This window comes from Streptomyces niveus (genome assembly GCF_001723055.1).
In the GTDB taxonomy this organism is placed as follows: Bacteria; Actinomycetota; Actinomycetes; order Streptomycetales; family Streptomycetaceae; genus Streptomyces; species Streptomyces niveus.
Genome location: NZ_MDCR01000396.1, coordinates 1 through 4,432 on the forward strand (window position 1 = coordinate 1; position 4,432 = coordinate 4,432).

Genomic DNA, 4,432 nt, shown 5'->3' on the forward strand with positions numbered 1-4,432 from the left:
CGCGGCGGGAGTTGGTGATGCGTACGCCGAGAGAGAGCTTGAGCATGGCGGGGGCGCCGGTCCGGTGCACCGTCCGGACGGAGGAGGTGGGGTACCAGGGGGCGCCGTGCGGCCCGAGGTGATGGAGCAGACCGGCGTCGAGGAGCGCGCGTACGGCGGGACGCTGCGACAACTCCCGTGCCTGCCAGGGGTGGAGAGGCAGCGGGACCGAGCCGTCGGGGAGTGCCAGGCCTTCCGCGAGCCGCTTGGTCAGCTGTTCCGCGTGGACGACGCGGCCCTGTTCGGTCCAGGCCGAGTCGGTGGCGAGCACGGACCGGTCGACGGCCATCCAGTGAAGGGGGAAAGAGCCACGCAGTTCGGGCGAGAAGTGACGGTGCTCGGTGTCGGAGAGACCTTCACGGCTCTTGGGCGTGGGGTGGAGCGGGTGACCCAGGAGGAGCGACTGTTCGGCGGTGAGGAAGAGGTCGGTGCCGACGGGGCCGGGGTCGGCTCGTCGGTCGGTGAGGAAGTCGGCCGTGCGACGGGCGGAGTCGGCGACTCTGGCGACCAGTTCGGTGCCCTGGCTCCGGCCCGACTCGCGGCCGAGGAGGGCGGCGACGGTGACGGCGTCGGCGGGAGTGGAGTGCGGTCCCGCGCTCTCCAGCAGGGGCATGCCGAAGCGGTGCCAGCCGGTGGCCGACCAGTAGCGCACGGGGACCAGGAGGACGGTGCCGCTGGCGTCGAGCGGGATTCTGAGGGTGTGTCCGTCCGGCCGGGGGACGTTGCCCTCCCTGACCCAGCAGCGCAGCAGGTTCTCCACCGTCGCGGCGTCGGCGGCCCGTCGCGGGTCCGGGTCGTCGAGGTGGTCCAGGTGGTCCGGGTGGTCCGGGTGGTCGGCTGCCGCCCTGTCGGCGACGGCGGCCGTGGGGCGCGGGCCCGGCGTGCGGGGGGCGGCGGCCGCCCCCTCGCCCGACGGCAGTTGGCGGGGCACCGTGGTCACGCCGATCGTCACGGGTACGACCGTCGCAGGGGCGTGCGGTTCGACCGGTCCGAGGTCCTGGGCGAGCGGGCGGCCGACGATCTCGGGTGCGTCGGGTGTGGAGAGGGAGGAGTTCACGGGAGGACTTCCTTGTGTGGGGGCCGGGTCAGAGAGCCGGTGCGGTCGCTGTCCGGTGGTCTTTCCGGTGGTCGTCACGGCGGTGGTCCCCGGACTGGCGGAAGGTGTCGCCGACGGGGGCGACGAGCGGTAGCGGCGAGGGAAGTTCGGTCACGGCCACGGCTGTCGGTCCTCCCGCGGGAACGGTTACGTCACACGTCGACGCGGCGGGTCGAGCGCCGCGGGGTGCGTGTGGTGAACGCCGGCGCCGAGTCCCCCGTAGGTACCAACGACGGGAGGCGGCCGGGATCACGGGCGATCGGAAGATCCTTCGCCGGCGGAACCACGCCCCTGCCGTCGGCCGTCCCCAACGGCACCGGCATAGTGGGGGCCGACTTCCGGCTCAGGTCTCAACGACCTGGCCGATTCGTCCGGTCAACCCAGTTGATGCGTCAGTTCAGAACAGTTCCGAAGTCCCAGGGGGATCCCGACATGCGAGCCATTCGCCCACCGTTCACCACGCGCCGTGGGAGGAGCGTGCGGCGCAGAAGCTCTTCCGCCGTCGCGATCGCCTCGTTCGCGGCGGCGCTGGCTCTGACGGCCACCGCCTGCGGGCCCACCGAGGACACGAACTCGGCCGACAAGCCCAGTGGTTCGACCGACGGGTCCGCCGGCGACAAGATCACCATTCCGGCCGATCTCCAGGAGCGCCTCAAGGAGCGCGGGATAGACCTGGACAAGTGGCGGGACGGCGAGTGGAAGAACTGGGACAAGGACAAGTGGCTTCGTGAGGCACGGGACTACGTCAACCCGATCATCGAGGGCCTGTGGGACCCGGACCGGATGCGGGACGCCGAAGAGCCCGACAAGCCGGTTGAGGAGGAGGACATCTCCGGCGACGCGGGTGTCACCGACCCGACTCCGGAGCCGGTGGAGGCGACGGCGGTGAGCGCGCCGTACGACGGGGACGTGCCCGAGGCGGGCAAGCTGTTCTTCGACGGACCCGAGGGTTCGATGGTCTGCTCGGCGACGGTGGTGCAGGACCCCGCCAACCCCGGAAAGTCCAACATGGTCTGGACGGCGGGCCATTGCGTGCACGCGGGCAAGGACGGCGGCTGGTACCGGAACATCGCGTTCGTCCCGTCGTACAACAACAGCGACCTGGCGATATCGGAGTTGGAGACCGCGCCCAAGGAGGAGATCGCCCCGCACGGCATCTGGTGGGGCAAGTGGGCGCAGACCTCCGAGGAGTGGATCTCGCAGGGCGCGCCGACGGGTGGCCTGGGCGCCCCCTTCGATTTCGCGGTGATCCATGTGACGCCCGAGAAGGGCGGTGACGGCAAGTCGCTGGAGGAGACCGTCGGCGCGGCGCTGCCGGTCGACTTCAACGCACCGGCCACGCCGGAGATCGATTCGATGACGGCGACCGGCTATCCGGCGGCGCCGCCGTTCGACGGTCAGAAGCTCTACCAGTGCGCCGACAAGCCGGGCCGGCTGTCCATCAACGCCGAGGACCCGACGATGCACCGCATCGGGTGCTCGATGACCGGCGGTTCGTCCGGCGGCGGCTGGATCGCGAACGGCCAGGACGGCAAGCCCGCCCTGGTGTCGAACACCTCGATCGGCCCGGTGACCGCGGGCTGGCTGGCGGGCCCGCGACTCGGTGACGAGGCCAAGGGCATCTACGAGGCGGTCAGCGAGAAGTACGCCGGCCAGTAGGACCCGGCGCGCCGTCCGCCGTGCCCTCGGGCACGGCGGACACGGCCGGCACGGCCCGTCCGGGTCTGGCCACCACGAGGTGGTCCACCCGAGGGCCACCCCTTTGCGTGACAAGTTCATGGCAAGTGACTCAAATGGTTCCAGGGGGAACGTCTTTCATGCGATCCATACGCCCATTGCTGGCCGCGACCAGCCTGGCCGCTGCCCTCGCGCTGACGGCCACCGCCTGTGGCGGCGGCAGCGAGGACAAGGCGGCGGACAAGGCCACAGCCTCGACTCCCGCCGCCGACAAGGCAGGTGGGGAGATACCCGCGGATCTGGCCGACCGGCTCAAGGAGCACGGTGTCGACCCGGAGAAGTGGAAGGACGGTGAGTGGAAGAACTGGGAGAAGGACAAGTGGCTGCGCGGCGCCAAGGACTTCGTCAACCCGGTCATCAAGGACCTGTGGAAGCCCGAGCGGATGAAGACGGCGAAGTCGCCGACGAAGACCCTCGCCGTCGGTGACATCTCCGGCGACCAGGACGTCACCGATCCCGAGCCCCGGCCAGTCCAGGCCGAGCCGGAGAAGACGCCGTACACCGACCACGCGGCGCCCGTCGGCAAGGTCTTCTTCGACTCCCCCGAGGGCTCGATGGTCTGCTCGGCCACCGTCGTCAAGGACCCGAAGAACCCCGGCAGGTCCAACCTCGTGTGGACCGCGGGCCACTGCGTGCACGCGGGCGCGGGCGGCGGCTGGTACCGGAACATCATGTTCGTCCCCGCCTACAACAACACGGGCAAGTCCGCCGACGCGCTGCAGAACGCGCAGCCGCAGGAGATCGCCCCCTACGGCCAGTACTGGGCCGACTGGGTCGCGACCTCCAACGAGTGGATCAGCGACGGCGGCCCGACCGGCGGCGACGGAGCGGCGTACGACTACGCGGTCATGCACGTCACTCCCGAGAACGGCGGCAAGTCGCTGGAGGAGACCGTCGGCGCGGCCCTGGACGTCGACTTCGACGCCCCCGAGGCGAGCACCATCGGCAGCCTGGGCGCGTGGGGTTACCCCGCGGCCCCGCCGTACGACGGGCTGATCATGCACAAGTGCGTCGACAACGCCGGCCGGCTCTCGATCGCCGCCGGTACGCCCACGATGTGGCGCATCGGCTGCACCATGACCGGTGGTTCCTCCGGCGGCGGCTGGTTCGCGGCCGGACCCGACGGCGACTCGGTGCTGGTCTCCAACACGTCCATCGGCCCGGTCACTTCGGGCTGGCTGGCCGGCCCCCGGCTCGGTGAGGGCGCCCAGCAGCTCTACACGATGATGAGCGACAAGTTCGCGGACCAATAGACGCCCGCGTCAACGGTGGAAGGCCCGCCCCCNNGCGCCGCGGCCAGTTCCTCGTGGACCTGCGCCTTCAGCATCGTGCCCTCCGGGGTGTGCTCCTCGGACAGCACCTCGCCCTCGGCGTGCACCCGCGAGACCAGACCACCGTCGGTGTACGGCACCAGGGCCTCGACCGTGATCTCCGGCCTGGGCAGCTCGGTGTCGATGAGCGCCAGCAGCTCGGTCATCCCGGCGCCGGTACGCGCCGACACGGCGATCGCGTGCCGCTCCATCCGCAGCAGCCGCTGGAGGACCTCCGGGTCCGCCGCGT

Annotated in this window: 3 protein-coding genes and 1 pseudogene; 2 read left to right on the top strand and 2 right to left on the bottom strand. The window is 70.9% G+C overall.

Going from position 1 to position 4,432, the window contains the following annotated elements; translation table 11 throughout:
* The coding region (locus BHU15_RS34505) for an IucA/IucC family protein (protein WP_368483233.1) at positions 1 to 1,096 on the bottom strand (1,096 nt) is incomplete at its 3' end.
* A gap of 471 nt (positions 1,097 to 1,567) precedes the next feature.
* On the opposite strand from BHU15_RS34505, the gene BHU15_RS34510 reads away from it, so the two are divergent.
* Positions 1,568 to 2,794, top strand: a complete 1,227-nt coding sequence (locus BHU15_RS34510) for a trypsin-like serine peptidase (protein ID WP_069630728.1) — start codon at positions 1,568 to 1,570, stop codon at positions 2,792 to 2,794.
* A 158-nt stretch (positions 2,795 to 2,952) separates the two neighbouring features.
* Positions 2,953 to 4,125 carry a trypsin-like serine peptidase gene (locus BHU15_RS34515; protein WP_069630729.1) on the top strand — a complete coding sequence of 391 codons (1,173 nt, stop codon included), beginning with the start codon at positions 2,953 to 2,955 and terminating at the stop codon, positions 4,123 to 4,125.
* Between the two features lie 34 nt (positions 4,126 to 4,159).
* Here the strand turns inward: BHU15_RS34515 and BHU15_RS41765 are convergent.
* Positions 4,160 to 4,432, bottom strand: a pseudogene (locus tag BHU15_RS41765) (GTPase HflX); the annotation flags it as partial.